Annotated in this window: 17 protein-coding genes and 1 pseudogene; 5 read left to right on the forward strand and 13 right to left on the reverse strand. The window is 62.2% G+C overall.

Going from position 1 to position 16148, the window contains the following annotated elements:
- The first annotated feature begins 380 nt into the window (after window positions 1-380).
- Window positions 381-716 carry a hypothetical protein gene (locus P6U30_RS28245; protein ID WP_407166112.1) on the forward strand — a complete coding sequence of 112 codons (336 nt, stop codon included), beginning with the start codon at window positions 381-383 and terminating at the stop codon, window positions 714-716.
- On the opposite strand, the gene P6U30_RS28250 is transcribed toward P6U30_RS28245, so the two are convergent.
- Genes P6U30_RS28250 through trbB form a run of 11 tightly spaced genes read right to left on the reverse strand, consistent with a single transcriptional unit; the run spans window position 680 to window position 10400 of the window.
- Complete coding sequence (locus P6U30_RS28250; protein WP_407166113.1) at window positions 680-937, reverse strand: DUF2274 domain-containing protein; 258 nt, start codon at window positions 935-937, stop codon at window positions 680-682. The two genes, P6U30_RS28245 and P6U30_RS28250, sit on opposite strands and share 37 nt — an antisense overlap.
- Entirely contained in the window at window positions 934-2142 is a 1209-nt protein-coding gene (locus P6U30_RS28255; RefSeq protein ID WP_407166114.1) for a TrbI/VirB10 family protein, read from the reverse strand. The genes P6U30_RS28250 and P6U30_RS28255 overlap by 4 nt, the downstream gene beginning before the upstream one ends.
- On the reverse strand, window positions 2133-3212 hold the full coding sequence (gene trbG, locus P6U30_RS28260) for a P-type conjugative transfer protein TrbG (protein WP_407166115.1): 1080 nt from the start codon (window positions 3210-3212) through the stop codon (window positions 2133-2135). Before trbG ends, P6U30_RS28255 begins: the two co-directional genes overlap by 10 nt.
- The gene (gene trbF, locus P6U30_RS28265; RefSeq protein WP_407166116.1) at window positions 3209-3898 is read right to left on the reverse strand and encodes a conjugal transfer protein TrbF; all 690 of its coding nucleotides are present in this window, start codon (window positions 3896-3898) and stop codon (window positions 3209-3211) included. The genes trbG and trbF overlap by 4 nt, the downstream gene beginning before the upstream one ends.
- A gap of 3 nt (window positions 3899-3901) precedes the next feature.
- On the reverse strand, window positions 3902-5263 hold the full coding sequence (gene trbL / locus P6U30_RS28270) for a P-type conjugative transfer protein TrbL (RefSeq protein ID WP_407166117.1): 1362 nt from the start codon (window positions 5261-5263) through the stop codon (window positions 3902-3904).
- Window positions 5260-5580, reverse strand: coding sequence for a putative entry exclusion protein TrbK-alt (trbK-alt, locus tag P6U30_RS28275; protein ID WP_407166118.1), 321 nt, complete (start codon window positions 5578-5580; stop codon window positions 5260-5262). The genes trbL and trbK-alt overlap by 4 nt, the downstream gene beginning before the upstream one ends.
- Before the next feature lie 10 nt (window positions 5581-5590).
- A complete protein-coding gene (gene trbJ / locus P6U30_RS28280; protein WP_407166119.1) occupies window positions 5591-6346 on the reverse strand; it encodes a P-type conjugative transfer protein TrbJ in 756 nt (251 codons plus the stop codon).
- Window positions 6343-8781: a conjugal transfer protein TrbE gene (gene trbE / locus P6U30_RS28285; RefSeq protein WP_407166120.1), complete on the reverse strand. Its 2439-nt coding sequence runs from the start codon at window positions 8779-8781 to the stop codon at window positions 6343-6345. Before trbE ends, trbJ begins: the two co-directional genes overlap by 4 nt.
- Window positions 8782-8788: 7 nt before the next feature.
- Window positions 8789-9064 carry a VirB3 family type IV secretion system protein gene (locus P6U30_RS28290; protein WP_407166121.1) on the reverse strand — a complete coding sequence of 92 codons (276 nt, stop codon included), beginning with the start codon at window positions 9062-9064 and terminating at the stop codon, window positions 8789-8791.
- The gene (locus P6U30_RS28295; protein ID WP_407166122.1) at window positions 9064-9405 is read right to left on the reverse strand and encodes a TrbC/VirB2 family protein; all 342 of its coding nucleotides are present in this window, start codon (window positions 9403-9405) and stop codon (window positions 9064-9066) included. Before P6U30_RS28295 ends, P6U30_RS28290 begins: the two co-directional genes overlap by 1 nt.
- Window positions 9402-10400 carry a P-type conjugative transfer ATPase TrbB gene (gene trbB, locus P6U30_RS28300; protein WP_407166123.1) on the reverse strand — a complete coding sequence of 333 codons (999 nt, stop codon included), beginning with the start codon at window positions 10398-10400 and terminating at the stop codon, window positions 9402-9404. Before trbB ends, P6U30_RS28295 begins: the two co-directional genes overlap by 4 nt.
- Window positions 10401-11549: 1149 nt before the next feature.
- Here trbB and P6U30_RS28305 point away from each other — a divergent pair.
- Window positions 11550-11906, forward strand: a complete 357-nt coding sequence (locus P6U30_RS28305; RefSeq protein WP_407166124.1) for a hypothetical protein — start codon at window positions 11550-11552, stop codon at window positions 11904-11906.
- 73 nt (window positions 11907-11979) lie between these two features.
- On the opposite strand, the gene ltrA is transcribed toward P6U30_RS28305, so the two are convergent.
- Window positions 11980-13011: a group II intron reverse transcriptase/maturase gene (ltrA, locus tag P6U30_RS28310; RefSeq protein ID WP_407166125.1), complete on the reverse strand. Its 1032-nt coding sequence runs from the start codon at window positions 13009-13011 to the stop codon at window positions 11980-11982.
- A 17-nt stretch (window positions 13012-13028) separates the two neighbouring features.
- Here ltrA and P6U30_RS28315 point away from each other — a divergent pair, with 17 nt between their 5' ends.
- The 3 genes from P6U30_RS28315 to P6U30_RS28325 all read left to right on the forward strand — a co-directional run bounded on the left by P6U30_RS28315 (window position 13029) and on the right by P6U30_RS28325 (window position 15872).
- Window positions 13029-13295 (forward strand): DUF5372 family protein, encoded by a 267-nt coding sequence (locus tag P6U30_RS28315; RefSeq protein ID WP_407166126.1) that lies wholly within the window; start codon window positions 13029-13031, stop codon window positions 13293-13295.
- Between the two features lie 59 nt (window positions 13296-13354).
- Complete coding sequence (locus P6U30_RS28320; RefSeq protein WP_376960332.1) at window positions 13355-13693, forward strand: DUF6788 family protein; 339 nt, start codon at window positions 13355-13357, stop codon at window positions 13691-13693.
- A gap of 115 nt (window positions 13694-13808) precedes the next feature.
- Window positions 13809-15872 carry a recombinase family protein gene (locus tag P6U30_RS28325; protein ID WP_253624530.1) on the forward strand — a complete coding sequence of 688 codons (2064 nt, stop codon included), beginning with the start codon at window positions 13809-13811 and terminating at the stop codon, window positions 15870-15872.
- Between the two features lie 18 nt (window positions 15873-15890).
- Here P6U30_RS28325 and P6U30_RS28330 read toward each other — a convergent pair.
- Window positions 15891-16136 (reverse strand): annotated as a pseudogene (locus P6U30_RS28330) (group II intron reverse transcriptase/maturase); the annotation flags it as partial.
- Between the last annotated feature and the right edge of the window lie 12 nt (window positions 16137-16148).

The following is a 16148-nucleotide window of genomic DNA, read 5'->3' on the forward strand; positions in this document are numbered from 1 at the left end:
GCATAGTTCTCACCGTCATCCAGTAAGGTGCTGCGCGATTTGCGGCGGAAAGTTCGGGCTAATCCGTCATTACTACTGGCGAACGGCTCTTTGCTCAAAGAAATGCGTAGACCGCTTCAAGGCGCGTCAAGAGGCCTACCACAAATGGCTTCGCTGGTTGCATGCCGCTTAGAGTCGACACCTTGTAGAGTCGTATGAGCCGACCGGCTCGAGGCAGTATATTAGGGTAGTTTTAGTTATTGAGGGTTGGGTCGATTACCCTTGTCTCGGCCCGTGATTGCTCCACGAGATGGAGCGAACGTCTGGTCGTCGCTCTTCCCGAGAACCACCCCGCTGACAGGACGTGATGTGGTTCACTGGGGCCAACTGAAGGGCTTTTGTTGTCAGAGCACGGCCCGGGACCGGAATTCCACAAGCTACTCATCAGCAAAATGGGAAGTTCCGACTCGTGCCCGCTGCTTCGCCATGATGTGGCGCTAGACCGGCTTCTCACCTTGGTTGAAGCGGGTTGGGGCGTCCTGCTGGCATTGGAAGGCGCGACGGGCGCTGCCTATCCGGGTGTCACCTTCCACGAGGTGCATGATGCTGAGGGGCCCGCGCGGCTGAGCTTCCGCGCCTATTGGCGCCACAGCAACTGCAATCCATCGCTGCGTCCATTCCTCGACCTGCTTCGCGAGCGCTATCCGGATCTTTCCACTGACCCAGGTGCGGGCTGAGCAGCATTTCGGCGTGCCTTCGCGAAGGCCCGGTCGGTCGCCATGAAACGTTCAATCATCGGCGCGATCAATTTGGCAGGCTCGGCCGGCGTCGTCGCGCCTCCGCTGCGCGTGAGAATCTCGGCGTAGCTTTTGAGATCCCTGAAGACGGTCGCCGGCAGCTCGATCGTGAGCTTGACCGGTTTGTCGTCTTCGAGTGGTCCAAGCTTGAGCTTTGTCACGGTCTTCCTCCCTTCGCGTAGGGTGCCAGCACCAAGTCGCGCGTGACGATCACCCGGACTGGGAAACCTGGCCGGATGGTCAGCGTCGGCTGGATATTGAGCTGGCGCTGCACGATCTGCTGGCCGGTCTGGCTGATACTGTTGGACGCACCGCTGCGGATCGCTTGAACAAGGTTGTTCTCATTCTGGCTCGTACCCGCCTCGGCTCCGACGCTGAGCATGGTCGAGAGAACGGCGGCCTTGAACAGCATGCCCCAATGGTTGTCGACCTCGTCCTCGAGCCCAGCATAACCACCGCTGTCGGCGCCGGGCTGGCGCTCCAAGACGATCGAGTTGCCATCCGGCATGATGATCCGGGTCCAGACCAGGAGGATTCTGCTCTGGCCGAACGCGACGGAGCTGTCATACTGGCCGATTAGCTTCGCACCCTGGGGGATCAGAAGATATTTGCCGGACGGGCTGTCGTAGACCGCCTCCGTGATCTGGGCGGTGACTTGGCCGGGCAGATCGGAGCGAATGCCGGTGATGAGCGCAGCGGGGATCACCGTACCCGCCTGCACAACATAAGGCGAGACCTTGGCCTCGAGCCGGTCCGGACTTACCGTGCGCTTGTCCGTCGACGCATTGAGGAAGGCCGATTTGCGGTCCTGCATGTTCTGGGCCGATCCAGCGTCGACGGGTGGTGTCGCGGCCGGCAGCGTCGCTGCTCCGGTCGCCGAATTCGGGATGATTTGGCTGACGCTCTGCGGTTGCTGAACGGTCTGGGCAAAGAGCCGGCTGACGCGCGCCGCTTCGATCTCCTGCGCTCTGTGCTGGGTCTCCGGATCAGGCGTCGTTGTGGAGACGATGGTGCTCGGTGCAGCGCCAGCATTAAGGATCGGCTTGCCGAGATCGCCGGGCAGCGGTGGTCCGAGCGGCGGCGCCTGCCGCGGCAGACCAGTATAATCCTTCGGCAAGGCGGCGAGGCCCTCGGCCGAAGGGCTATTCTGGGTGCTGAGCAACTCTTGGCCGGCTTGCTGCTTGTTGCGGGTTTGCAGGGCGTAGCCTAGCGCTCCGGCGACCGCGAGGGCAGACACCGCGCCGAGGCCGATCAGGATCTTGCGCGAAAGGCGTGTGACAGGTGGCCGCTCGCCTCGGAGCCGAAAATCCGGCGGCGCGACGGGTGGGATGTCGCTTTGACGTTCGTCTTCGCCGCCTACCGCCATGAGCGCGGCCTCCCGTCGGTGCGGACAATGCGCACGCGCCGCTCGCTGTCCTTGTCGCCAAGACGCAATTCGGCGGCGGCGAACAGGCGGTCGACAATGTAGTAGTTGCGGTTCACGCGGTAGTTCACCAGCTCGGAGCCGCCGGCTGGTCCAATGACGAACAGCGGCGGCATTTCGCCCTGGACGATCCCGCTGGGGAATTCGATGTAGACCTTATTCCCGTCGTCGAACGCGCGCAGCGGACGCCAGGCCGGATCATCGCCCTCGATCGCGTAGCGGAAGTTGATCGAGGCAAGATCGACGCCGGCCGCGATTGGCGCTGCGGCCTCAGCCGTTGCGTTCTGCTGTCGAAGCGCGATGAGTTGGTCCTCCGGATACTGCCAAGAGACCGAGGCCATATAGGTCTTCTCCGTCGAGCGCAGCTCGAGGAGATAAGTCCGCCGGTCGGTGTTGATGACGAGATTGGTAACGAGTTCCGGCCGCGTCGGTTTGACCAGGATGTGGATCTTCTTGGTCGCGCCCGCGCCGCTCTCGGTATCGCCAATGATCCAGCGTACGGTGTCGCCGGCGGCGACCGGTCCGGAGCCTGTGAGTTGCTCGCCCTCCTGGAGGGCGACATCGGTGATCTGGCCGGGTGCCGTATAGACCTGGTAGAGGGCTCCACCCGAGAACGGATAGACCTGGACCGCGTTGATGAAGCCGTTACGGACCGGCTGCACCCGTGCCGCGGCATTGGCCTGTTTGACGCGCATCTTCGGATCAGTGGCTTCCGGGACGCGTTTGCCGGCGGCGAGCGGTTTCAGCTGCCCGGGCAGCGGCAGCGGCTTGGGCAATTCCACGATCTTGACGGGCGGCGGCGGATCGGCAGTGAGCGTTGCCGGCTCAGCGCTGTCGTAGTTGATGTCGGGCGGGATGAAATTGTGTGCGCAGCCGCCGAGTGTCGAGACAGACATCAGCAACGCCGCAAGTGCGGATTTACGGAAGCACGTATCGCTGTCTTTGCGGTTTTGGCGAGCGATGGAGAGATGCGAAGCCGGACCGCCGGCGATTGAGGAAAACGGCGGGGTCATTGTCCCAGCTCCTTCGACCAGTTGATGGCGTTGACGTAGATGCCGAGCGGATTCTTGCGGAGCCGATCGGCGTCGGTGGGCGGCTGAATGGCGATGGTGAGGATGGCGGTCCAACGGGTGGTGCCGGCGAGCGCTCCGTCCTGATAGCGGTGCTCGACCCAGGCCACGCGAAAACTGTCAAGCGAGGCGCGGATGACGCTGGAGACGTCGATTGCGACCTGCTGCTTTCCGAGACTGGCGAAGGGGTCATTGGCACGGGCGTAATCATTCAGCGCCATAGCCCCCGCCGTGGTCGTGAAATCGTAGGCGTTGAGCCAATTCTGCCGCACGATGATCGGATCGGCCGGAAGCGAGCGCACCATCGCGACGAAGTGGGCGAGATACCAGGCAATCTGCGGGTCGCTTGGCCTGTAGTCGGCAACAGCCGGCGCCACTGCTTGTGCCTCGCCGAGCTTGTCGACCTGCACCACCCATGGAACGACGGTGCCGTGCGTGGATTGCCAGACGAGCCCGCCGGCGAGGCCGCAGCTAAGGATCAGCGAACCGAACGCCATCAGCCGCCAGTTCTTCGCCTGCACGCGGGCGGAGCCGATGCGATCGTCCCAAACCTGGGCCGCACGCTGATAGGGGGTTTCGGGTTCGGGCGTGCGGCCGTAGCGGACCGACGATCGCCGAAAGACTGACATTCTCTATGCTCCTTCCGAGAGGTCGACGGAGTGGCCGCCGCCATGGCTGTCGCCGGATTTGACGGCCTGCGCGGCAGTCTGCGCGCCGTGAACGACCGCCTGATTGCGCTTGACGCGCTGGGCCCAGGCGGGCGGACCGCTGTCGCTCTCCGCTTGTGAGGCAGATCCATCGTTTGCACCCTCACCGCGCTCAATGGTCCCCATGGTCGAGGAGCCACCGGTATTTGCGACTCTGGACCGGGCGCCTGATGCGAAGCTCTCGGTCATTGACCCCGCTGCTTGCGCAGCGGCACGTCTGACGGGAGCGGCCGCTGCGCTAGCAGCCGCGCGACCGGCGCCGCCGAGACCGGAGGCGACGCCGCCAGCGCCGGACTGGCTCGCTGACGCGAGGCTGTAAGCGGTGGACATGCCGCCCGCCATCGCCGCACCACCACGCGCAGCCGCAGCAGTGCCGGAGGCAGCTGCCATTGCTCCCCGCCCCGCAACCCCAAACGCCGCGCCTCCCGCCATCGCTGTGCCGGCGACAGCGAGACCCGTGCCGACGGCAGCGCCTGCACCAAGCTGCGGCGCTCCTGAGACGAGACCAGTCGCGATACCGGGTCCGAAGATACCGAGGCCGAGCATGGCCAGTGCTGCGAGCACAACCGAGAGCGCCTGCTCGATCGTCGGCTGGCCTCCGCCGTAGGCTGTGGTGAACTGGGAAAAGAGACCGGTGCCGATGCCGACGATGACGGCGAGCACCATCACCTTGACGCCTGAGGCAACGACATTGCCGAGCACCTTCTCTGCGAGGAAGGCGGTCTTGTTAAACAGCGCAAAGGGAATGAGGATGAAGCCGGCAAGCGTCGTCAGTTTGAACTCGATCAGCGTGACGAACAGCTGCACCGCCAGAATGAAGAAGGCGATCAGCACCACAAGCCAGGACACCATCAGCACGGCGATCTGGACGAAGTTCGCAAAGAAGCTGGTGAAGCCCATCATCTGGCTAGCGGCATCGAGCAGCGGCTGCCCGGCATCGAGGCCAACCTGTGCAAGCCGGCCGGGCCGCAGGAAATCCGCCGTCGAAATCGACGAGCCGCCGGCCTTCAGGCCAAGGCCGGCGAAGCTGTTGAAGATGACGCCGGAGAGATTGTTGAAGTTGGTGATGATGAAGGCGAAGAACCCGATATAGAGCGTCTTCTTCACCAGCCGCTGGAGAATGTCTTCGTCTGCGCCCCAGGCCCAGAACAAGCCGGCCAAGGTGATATCGACGACAATCAGCGTCGAGGCGAGATAAGTGACCTCGCCTTTGATTAGGCCAAAGCCTGAATCGATGTAGGTGGTGAAGGTATTGAGGAAGGTGTCGATGACGCCCACGTTGTTCATCGCTTATCTCCTTCCGCACCGTTCGTCGTCGACGGTGTGGCCGGCGCGGCCTGCGGCAGAAGTGGCCGCGCCGGCCTGCCGAAGAAGCGCGCGCGGTTTTCCTCCCAGACCGCCTGGCAGTGCGGATCTTCGGCATCCTGGGGTCCGAGCGCGCGGCAGCGGCGCAGCTCGGGCGACAGATCGTCGGGCGTGGAGACAGAGGAAGCGTCGGATACGGGCCGCTCCGCTGGACGCCGATGGATGGCATGCAGCGCGGCGAGGAAAATCACAAACACGATGATCATCGCGCCTGCGCGAAGGATATCCGAGCGCTCCATGATGCGTGCCTCAGTTGCCGCTGAACATGGTGACGTTGCCGGGCTGATAACCGCTGCGCGTCGCGAAGATCTTGTATTGCTGCTGGCCCTGCGACTCGGTCGCGGTCACACGCGCCTGTTCCAGCGCGTCCGCCCGTCCCTTCGCGGCGAGAACCGCGACAAGGTCGGACAACTGCTGGGATTGCAGCGCGAGGAGCTGGTTGCCGGCTTGAGCCGCTTGGAGCGCGCCGCTCGCGGACTGGCTAGCGGTGACAAGTGACGTCATCGCGCTTGAATTGGTCGAGATATTGCCGACGACGCCGGCCTGGACCTTCAGCGAGTCTTCGAAGGCGCCAACCGAGTTCTGCCAACGATTTTGAGCCGCGGCGAACATCGTCGCATTGGAGCCCGTGCCCGCCGCGGTGCCATATGTGCTGGAATAGGCGGTCTGGATACCCTGAACATTGAAGGCGATATTTTGCGCCTGGCTCAGCAGCGATTGGGTCCGAGCGATGGTCGACTGGAGCTGAGCTAGCGTCGACATCGGCAGGCTCGCGAGGTTCTTTCCCTGGTTCACCAGGCTCTGGGCCTGATTGGTCAGCATCTGGATCTGATTGTTGATCTGCTGCAGCTCGCGCGCCGCAGTCAGCACGTTCTGGCTGAAGTTGCTGGGGTCATAGACGAACACCTGCGCAGAGGGCCGCGTCGTCAAAAGCGGCGAGATCGACAAAGCGAGCGACACGGCGCTCGCGGCCATTAAGCCACAGCGCGTCTTGCGGTCGGTCATGATTGCACCTCCAGGTTTGTCAAGTCAGGGATGAGATCGGCGGCCCAAAGCAGCCCCTGATCGGCGAGCCAGGCCGGCGTAAAGCCTTCACGGCCGTGCTCGGCGAGCAGCCGTTCGATCGCGGCATGATCGGCTTTTGAGGATGCCGCGCAGAAGGCGAGCGCGATCGGGCCGAGCCCCAGCTCGAACAGCCGGTTGCCGCGTCGCGATTGGCAGTAGTAATCCCGCTTCGGCGTCGCGCGCGCGATGATCTCGATCTGGCGATTGTTCAGACCGAAGCGCCGATAGATCGCCGTGAGCTGCGGCTCGATCGCGCGCTCGTTCGGCAGGAAGATGCGCGTCGGGCAGCTTTCGACGATCGCGGGCGCGATGTTGCTGCCATCGATGTCTGAGAGCGATTGCGTGGCGAAGACGACGGAGGCGTTCTTCTTCCGCAACGTCTTCAGCCATTCGCGAAGCTGCTGGGCGAAGGCTGGATCGTCGAGGACGAGCCAGCCCTCGTCGATGATGAGGAGCGTCGGCCGGCCGTCGAGTCGGCCCTCGATGCGATGGAAGAGGTAGGTGAGGACGGCGGGTGCCGCGCCGGCTCCGACCAGCCCCTCGGTTTCGAAAGCCTGAACTGACGCGAAGCCGAGCTGCTCAACCTCAGCGTCGAGCAGCCGGCCAGACGGGCCACCGACGCAATAGGGTTGCAGCGCCTGCTTGAGCGCGGTCGATTGCAGCAGGACGGTCAGGCCGGTGATCGTCCGCTCCTCGACCGGCGAGGACGCCAGCGACGTCAATGCCGACCAGACATGCTCCTTCGCGGTCGGATCGATGGTGACGCCTTCCTTGGCGAGGATCGCGGTCACCCATTCGGCAGCCCAGGCGCGCTCCGCGGCATCGCCGATCCGCGCAAGCGGTTGAAGCGAGACGGAGTCCTCGGCACCGTTCGACAGACTTCCGCCGAGGTCGTGCCAGTCGCCGCCCATGGCCAGCGCCGCGGTGCGGATCGAGCCGCCGAAATCGAAGGCAAATATCTGGCTTTTGCGGTAGCGGCGGAACTGGATCGCCATCAGCGCCAGCAGCACGGACTTCCCTGCGCCGGTCGGGCCGACGATCAGGGTGTGGCCGACGTCACCGACATGCAGCGAGAAACGAAACGGTGTCGAGCCTTCAGTCTTGCCAAAGAACAGCGGCGCGCCACGGAAATGCTCGTCGCGCGCCGGCCCCGCCCAGACCGCCGAAAGCGGAATCATGTGGGCCAGGTTCAATGTGGAGAGCGGCGGCTGGCGAACGTTGGCGTAGGCGTGGCCCGGCAGCGAGCCGAGCCAGGCTTCGAGCGCATTCACTCCTTCCGGCATGCAAGTGAAGTCGCGCCCCTGGATCACCTTTTCCACGAGACGAAGCTTCTCAGTGGCGCGGCCGGGGTCCTCATCCCAGACAGTGACGGTCGCGGTGACGTAGGCCTGACCGACATCATCGGTCCCGAGTTCCTGCAAGGCGAGATCGGCGTCAGTGGCCTTGTTGGCTGCGTCGCTATCGACCAGGGTCGAGGCCTCGTTGGTCATCACCTCCTTGACAATGGCGGCGATCGACTTTCGTTTGGCGAACCACTGGCGGCGGATCCTGGTCAGCAGCTTCACCGCCTCGGTCTTGTCGAGGAGGATCGCGCGTGTCGACCACCGGTAGGGAAAGGCAAGCCGGTTGAGCTCGTCGAGGATTCCGGGATGGGTCGCGGTCGGAAAGCCGACCACAGTGAGCGTACGGAGGTGGTGGCTACCGAGACGTGGCTCGAGGCCGCCGGCGAGCGGTTCGTCCGCGAGCAACGCATCGAGATGCATCGGCGTCTCCGGGACGCGGACGCGCTGCTGCCGGGTCGAGATCGTCGAATGCAGGTAGGTCAGCGTGTCGCCGTCATCCAGCCACGCCACCTCGGGCATGAACCCTTCGACCAGCTGCAGGACGCGGTTGGTCCGATCGACGAAGCCGCGCAGCAATTCGTAGGGATCGATGCCGTTCTGCGCACGCCCCTCATAGAGCCAGCCCTCGATGCGCGAGGCGTCCTCGGCCGGTGGGAGCCAGACGAAGGTCAGGAAATAGCGGCTCTCGAAATGTGCCCCAGCCTCCTCGAAAGCATCCCGCCGCTCCAGATCAACCAGCGCCGATGCGGCATCCGGAAAGGCGCTATAGGGATAAGTCTGGGCGGCGCTGCGCTGGGCTTCGACGAAGATCGCCCAGCCTGAGCCGAGGCGGCGCAACGCGTTGTTAAGGCGGGCCGTCACACCGACCAACTCCGCAGGCGTCGCGCTGTCGAGATCCGGACCACGGAAGCGCGCCGTCCGCTGGAACGATCCGTCCTTGTTGAGGACCACACCGCGTTCGACCAAAGCGGCCCACGGCAGAAAGTCGGGAAGACCGGCGGCCCGGTTGCGATACTCGGTGAGGTTCAGCATGGCAGCCTCATGTGGCGAGGTATGGCGGATAGCGGAGGTGACGGCGAACGACGTCCACGAATTGCGGATCGCGCTTGGCCGCCCAGACGGCCGCGACGTGGCCCACGGCCCAGATCAATGCGCCGGGAATCCAGAGCCGGAGCCCGAGTGCGATGGCAGCCGCCAACGTGCCGTTGGCGATCGCGACGCTGCGCGGAGCGCCGCCCATCAGGATGGGCTCGGTGAGCGCGCGATGAACCGGCGCGAAGAAGCCCGGCACCTCTGGATCGGCAACCGCAGCCATCAGACCAGCGCCCCACCCGAGAAGCTGAAGAACGTCAGGAAGAAGCTCGAGGCGGCGAAGGCGATCGACAGACCGAAGACGATCTGGATCAGCCGGCGGAAGCCGCCGGCCGTGTCGCCGAACGCAAGCGTCAGGCCGGTCACGGTGATGATGATGACCGAGATGATCTTGGCGACCGGACCCTGCACCGACTCCAGGATCTGGTTGAGCGGCGTCTCCCAGGGCATCGAGGACCCAGAGGCGTAGGCCGCGGGCGCGAACGCGATGGAGATCAGAGCAATCGCCGCGGCATCGGTGAAGCGGCGTCGAACGCGACGGACCGCGGAAGGCAGTTGGATCATGACGGGTCTCCGGGAAGCGAGGTTTCGCCGCCCGCCCCGGCGGACTGGACACGGTAATCGCCGGTGGCGGGATCGAGGCCGGCGACGAGAGCAAGTTCAGCGAGGCGGCGTTCGCTGCCACGGCCGCGCAGCACCGCGACGACATCAATCGTCTCGGCGATCAGCGCCTTGGGAACGGTGAGGACGGCCTCCTGGATCAGCTGTTCGAGGCGACGGAGCGCGCCCAGTGCCGTGCCCGCGTGAATCGTTCCGATCCCCCCGGGGTGGCCGGTCCCCCAGGCTTTGAGGAGTTCCAAGGCCTCGCTGCCCCGCACCTCGCCGACCGGAATGCGGTCGGGGCGCAAACGCAGCGAGGATCGGACCAGATCGGACAGGGATGCGACGCCGTCCTTGGTGCGCAGCGCGACCAGATTCGGAGCGCGGCACTGCAGCTCGCGGGTGTCCTCGATCAGCACCACGCGATCGGTGGTGCCGGCGATTTCGGCGAGCAGTGCGTTGGTGAGCGTGGTCTTGCCGGTCGAGGTGCCGCCAGCGACCAGGATGTTCTTGCGCGAAGCGACGGCCGTTCGGAGCGCTGTCGCTTGACCGGCGGTCATCGTGCCGGCGGCGACGTAGTTATCGAGCGTGAACACCGCGACGGCGGGCTTGCGGATCGCAAAGGCCGGCGCCGCAACGACGGGCGGGAGAAGTCCTTCGAACCTCTCTCCCGTCTCGGGAAGCTCGGCCGAGACCCGCGGCCTCTCGGCATGCACCTCAGCGCCGACATGGTGCGCGACTAGGCGCACGATCCGCTCGCCATCGGCGGCGGACATCGTGCGTCCGCTATCTTCCAGGCCACCTGACAGCCGGTCGATCCAGAGCCGGCCATCGGGGTTGAGCATCACCTCGACGATTGAGGGGTCCTCGAGGAACGTCGCAATCGCCGGGCCAAGGGCTGTGCGCAGCATGCGCGCGCCACGCGAAAAGGCTTCCGAATGGATTGAAGTGACCGCCACGTTCGCCCCCGTCGAGCGCCAATCGCAGAAATGCGATCGGCGACGGGGATGAATAGAAGAGGCAGGGAATGGGTTAGTTCAACAAGTATTCAGACGTCGTAGGGAGCCAGCGTAGAGCAGAGAGAAAATACTTGCTGTATGGAATGTGATATCCTAACCGGCATGCGGGCTAGGTTGCTACTTGATCGCTTTTTTAGAATGGGGATGGACGAATCTAGTCCTGCATTTACAGGCTGGTTTTCGGCCCGTTCGGAGCTGAAGCACCTGTACGATTGGACTGCGAACGGATTAGTTGCAGGAAGCATATCAACCGCGGGCAAGAAGCTGATGAAGCGCTCACCTCTGAGTCGCTGAAAAGATCAGACCATCTAATGCACGCGCGCACTCGGGGGGAGTCGCACTGCCCAGCTCGACGCGAGGCCGACGGCCCATCCGGATTCGTCGGGTATCAGCGTGGCATTGATCGATCGAACGGGCCTCATCTAAAGCCCTTTCTGAAAAGAAAATCATGTGTTTCGCGCCGACCCGGCGACGTCGATCTTCGTGTAGAAGTTCGGACATCCGCGCCTTAAGCCAGACACAGCTGAAGACCCATCGCTCGCTTCGACCACAGGTCCCAACCAGCTGCGGCTATAGATCCAGGCACAGTTGAATTTGAGCTGAGCATGAGGTTATCGTTTGCCCTGTTGGGCGGCTGATCCGTCGTTCGCTTTTCCGGCATCTCCCGTCAGTGCTCCCGCGGTTCTCGCGCTTGCGAATGACGGTCTCATATCCCTCGGGGTTAACCTCCTTCAGGCGGTCTTCCTTCCCCGCCGTACGATCGGGTCGGCATTCACATCGTAACTTTCGAGGCGTGCTCAGGCATCGCGGTAGGGACGGCCATTGCTGGCCGCCCCCCGCACAGATCCGGACTCGCCCAACTAAGGCATCCGGCTCCTACCTTGGGTGTTTGACGTCAAAGCGTATGTCTGGCCAAGGATGAAGGATGCGCGGCGGGGGAAGCCAGTCACTGACCAACTTCGCCATGCGCTCCCATGTGAATCCGTCTCGCTGGCTGCGCCGCCGAAGCGTTCGTCGCCAGAGGTCGGTCACGCAACGTCGGAACGCCGAGAGCGCCCGGCTATTGGTTGGGACCGCATAATAGGCGAAGTGGCCAGTCACTACCTGGCTCAACCACTTTCCCTGTTCGGGTATCGGCTGGTGCATTCGACGCTGCAACTCTACCTTGATGTCCTTCAACTTACGCCGCATGCGGTCGCGTCGGGTCTTCCGTTGAAGCACGAAAGTGCCGCGGCGCGATCGTCCACAGATGAAAGTGAAGCCCAAGAAGGTGAACGTTTCTGGCTTTCCAAGCCCACGCCTCTTTCGATCGGTCGTTGCAAAGCGGCCGAACTCAATCAGGCGCGTTTTGGCCGGGTGAAGCGACAGCGCAAATTCCCCAAGCCTGTCACGCATTGCATCGAGGAAACGCTGTGCGTCGTCCTTATGCTCGAAACCGATCACTAGTCGAGTCGCCCGGGGGAGTTTCACCCCCAGGCGCTCACAGATCCGGACGTGAACGTCTCCGCTCATCCGGCTCTTACCGTCCAGCCGCCGTCTTGTGCAGCATCGGCCAATGGGCCAACAGCGTGGGGGTGCGGCACGCAATGTCCCGTACCCAGTGCTCTGCCCGTCTTCGATGTCGCCGCAGACGTTTGTATTTCGACATCGCCCATCGCGCGAGACATCGGTCGAGATGGCGTAGTGTCGGATAAAGCGCCGACTTGTAGTACCGACCATAGTAGTTCATCCAGCCTCGAATGATCGGGTTGAACATCCTCGCCAGGTCGTCGATCCTCTTATCCACCCGGCAGCGTAGTTGCCAGGCACGGATTTCCTGTCGGATTGCCTTCGTCGCGGCATTGCTGACACCGGGGCTGAAGTTGACGAAGTGCTTTCCCCAACGATTCTTCGACCGACGGGCACGGAACGTGTAGCCCAAAAAGTCGAATTTCTGTTCAGGATAATCACCTCGCCGGTCGTCATCCTTACAATAGACTATCTTCGTCTTGTTCGGATGAAGCTCCAGTCCGCATTCGGCAAAGCGCTTCGCAAGCGCCTCCTTCAGTTCTTGTGCCTGCCGCTCACTGTCGCAATGGCAGAGAATATCATCGGCATAACGCTCGAACGGGATGCTCGGATGATTTCTTCGCATCCACATGTCGAACGTATAGTGGAGAAAGAGATTCGCCATCAGCGGTGATACCACCGAGCCCTGCGGCGTGCCCTTCTCTCGGGGTTCAAGGGTGCCGTCTTCCAGTTGAACGGGAGCTTTAAGCCACCGTTCAATGTACAACAACACCCAGGCGCAGTCCGTGTGCTTCCGAATCGCCTTGAGCAAAAGTTCATGCGATATCGAGTCAAAATAGGCCCGAATGTCGAGATCGAGCACGAAGGGATGCCGCCAGCATCGCTGGCGAGCAACCCCAACGGCATCGAGCGCCGATTTTCCGGGTCGATATCCGAACGAGTCTGGATGAAAGTGCTTCTCCAAATCCGGCTCCAGATATCCTTTGACGACCGCCTGAGCAACGCGATCCGACACCGTAGGCACGGTTACGTCGAACTGCACTTCAACCCCGTCAGGATTTGGGTTCGGCTGAGATAACCCATCCCTTCCATGTACTTCGTGGTCAGCGATTTGCTGTCCTCAAGGTCAGAAAGGTCTCTGGCGTAGAGACTTTGAGCCTGCGCCACGCCGAGATCGGATCGCTTGCTGTCCCACGCGACTGGACGGACTGGGCGCTTCCCGGTGATCGGAGCGAGCCTATCAATGGCCAGCAGCCGTTGCTCATCGACGCCCTTGGTCTGCTTGCGCTCGCCGAATTCGCCTCTTCGTTGAAGCTCAAGAAATGAGGCTTGACCAATGACTCAGCTTCTGAATCACTCGGACATCAATTCGATTCGGTCCGCAAATGAAGAAGCCTTCTTCCGCGGCCCTGCGAAAGCGCCGCCACCAGCTCTTGCGTGCCCTGCCGCCGATCGAGCAGATTGTGCGCGGGTCGCTCATCGAGACCTACAAGCGCTGCGGCCGACCCAGCTGCCACTGCGTCGACGGACCGGGACACGGCCCCAAGCGTTACCTGTCCACAATCGCTCGAACCGGCGAACGCCCGCGGCTCGGCTATGTGCCGAATGGCGCGTATCCTCAGGTGGCCGAGTTTCTCGCCAACTACCGCAAACTCCAGGAGATGCTCAACGAGATTTGCGCGATCAATGCCGAGCTTCTGCGTCGCCGCGAAAGTCTCGATTAGATGGATCCGGCGGTCGCAGCCCTCGACTTTGCCGAGGCGGGCGCCATCATCGCCAACATGATCGACTCCTATCTCGCTGCAGGCGCTCCGCCGCCCGATGTGGAAGGACCCGATCATGATCAATCCCAAGATTGCCGATCATCATCTCGCGCGGCAGGCCTGCATCTACATCCGTCAGTCGACGATGGGGCAAGTCCGCTTCAATCAAGAGAGCACAGAGCGCCAGTACAACTTAGCGGACCAAGCGAGGTCGCTCGGGTGGACTCCGGAGCAGATCCGGATCCTCGACCGGGATCTCGGTCACTCCGGCGAGCAGGCGACCAATCGCGACGACTTCAAGACGCTGGTCAGCGATGTGGCAATGGGCCAAGTCGGCGCGATCTTCTCTCTGGAAGCCTCGCGCCTGGCCCGCTCGAACAAGGATTGGCATCGCTTGCTGGAGCTGTGCGCGGTGACACGCACATTGGTGTTCGACGGCGATGGCTGCTACAATCCGGCGGACTTCAACGACAGCCTTGTGCTTGGCATGAAGGGTACGTTTGCTCAGGCAGAGCTGCACATCATTCGCGCGCGCCTCCACGGAGGCAAACTCAACAAGGCGCAGAAAGGTGAATTGCACTTCCCTCTGCCGGTCGGTTTGGTATTCGACGGCGATAGGATCACCCTCGACCCCGATCAGGAAGTGCAAGGCGCGGTTCGAACAGTCTTCGAACTATTTGAACAAGAGAGCAGCGCCTACGGCGTAGTTAAACGGTTCAATGAACTCGGCCTTGTCTTTCCACGCCGAGCCTATGGCGGCGTCTGGGACGGCAAGCTGATCTGGGGACGACTTACGCATTCACGCGTGCTCGGTGTTCTTGCCAATCCTTCTTACGCCGGCACTTACGTGTTTGGCCGATATCAATCTTGTAAGCAGGTTGGTCCTACCGGTGAGATCCAAACTCAGTTGCGCCGCATGCCACAAGATGAGTGGCGTGTTGTCATTCCCGATCACCATGCTGGTTATATTACCTGGGATCGATTCCTTACCAACCGCGAACACTTGGCGGCGAACAGGACCAATAGCGAAGTTATCGCCGGCCCCGCTCGAGAGGGACTTTGTTTGCTGCAAGGTTTATTGCTTTGTGGCGCTTGCGGACGGCGTCTAAATGTGCGCTACGCCGGCAATGGCGGTCTTTACCCGATCTATGAATGCAATTGGAGGCGTCGGGAGGCACTGGCGCCGCAGCACTGCATGTCTCTGCCATCAAAACCGCTTGATCACGCCATTGCAGAGCGCCTGTTGACCGCCGTCACGCCACTGACGGTTAAACTGGCGTTGCAAGCGCTGACAAGCTTGGAGGAGCGCGATAGGTCAATTGCTGCGCAATGGCAACGAAGGATAGACCGGGCCCGTTATGATTGTGACTTGGCAGAACGACGCTATGAAGAAGCAGACCCCAGCAATCGGTTGGTTGCCAGTACGCTCGAGAAGCGCTGGAACGATGCAATGGAGCGGCTTCTCGAGCTCGAGACTGAATTGGCCAATTTTGAGCGCCAGAACCTGCGTAGCATCACAACCGAACAGAGGCAGCAAATACTGCAGCTTGGCAGGGACTTCCCCCGACTGTGGAAGGCTTCAAGCACTTCAGCTCGTGACCGCAAGCGCATGCTCCGCCTGTTGATACGCGACATCACCGTCGCTAAGGGTCCAGAGCCCAAACTGCTGCGATTGCAAATTCGCTGGCAAGGTGGGGCTACTGAGACAATTGAGGTCCGGCAGCGGCCGAACCGCCCCGAAGCAGTTCGTTATCCCGAAGAGTTCGTTGCCAAAATCCGCGCGCTGGCGGAACTACATGATGATCATGAGATCGTCGCGCAACTCAAAAGCAATGGTCAGACAAGCTCGACCGGCAGGCCGTTCACCGTCAGCATGATTCGATGGATCCGCTACAAGCATCGTATCACTGGCCGATCTCTTCCCGCCGGAACGTTGAACGTCAGCCAGGTTTGTGAGAGATTTGGCGTCAGCCTGTGGGTCGTCCATTACTGGATCGAACGTGGTATAGTCTCGGCGCTGCAACGCAAGCCGAATGCGCCATATGCAATCACCATCGACGATTGCGTCGACCGGCGTCTCCGAAAATGGGTTGCGACTTCAAGCCATCTTCACCCACCATCCCCAACGCAAACTGTATGAGGTGTATTATGCCCGGCGCGTCGGAATTCCTAGCGGCCTCTTCCCGCCGTCGCGCTTGTCGATCTGCACACGCTTGACCGGCGGTGGAAAGTAGCTGCCCGAAGACATTCGATTCCAGAGCTTGTACAGATTGCTCTGCAAGTCTGCCTCGAACACCTCGATCGACTGCTCGTCCACACCGGCTGCGCCCCGATTTGCTTTAACCCGTTTGTACGCCTCCCAAACCCAGCGCTTGGGGATGTCATACGGCTTTGCTTGACCCAAAAGAGTCCTCCC

The organism is Bradyrhizobium sp. ORS 111 (assembly GCF_045571485.1).
Lineage (GTDB): Bacteria > Pseudomonadota > Alphaproteobacteria > Rhizobiales > Xanthobacteraceae > Bradyrhizobium.